Genomic DNA, 498 nt, shown 5'->3' with positions numbered 1-498 from the left:
AAGCCAATCATTGACATACGTTTGCCAATGCTTCCAGAGGTTAATGCGGTTGAATATCAAGAGAAGAAGTTGATTGTAGATCCTTACGTTATGGGTCTGTGTCTTGGAGACGGTTCAAAGAATAGCGGTGTGATTACAAGCCACGACGATGATGCCTCGATTATTCGCCCTGAAATTGAGCGCAGAGGATATAAAACAACGGATCAATCGACCAAATTTACATTTGTCATCCTTAAGCTTCAGGTTAAGTTGCGAGAGGTTGGAGTTCTTGGCCGCAAATATATACCACTTGAATACATGCACAGCTCTCAGAAGCAAAGACGAGATCTACTAAAGGGGCTAATGGACGCAGATGGGAATGTATCAAAAGCTGGGCAGTGTTTTTTTGCGCAAAGCGACTACGAGTTCATTCTTCAAGTTGCTGAGCTAATACGAAGTCTCGGTATAAAAGCTAGCATCATTGAGTCAGAAGCAAAGATTGGAAATAAATCCTACGGC

Annotated in this window: 1 protein-coding gene; it reads left to right on the top strand. The window is 42.6% G+C overall.

Annotation, left to right across the window (positions count from 1 at the left end; all coding sequences use genetic code 11):
* The coding region (locus AC3DE3_RS17195) for an LAGLIDADG family homing endonuclease (protein WP_488370836.1) at window positions 1-498 on the top strand (498 nt) is incomplete at both ends.

It is taken from the genome of Dietzia sp. IBK-p2-16D (assembly GCF_057773085.1).
The sequence above is the reverse complement of the archived record's forward strand: the minus strand, read 5'-3'. Positions and strand labels throughout refer to the sequence as shown.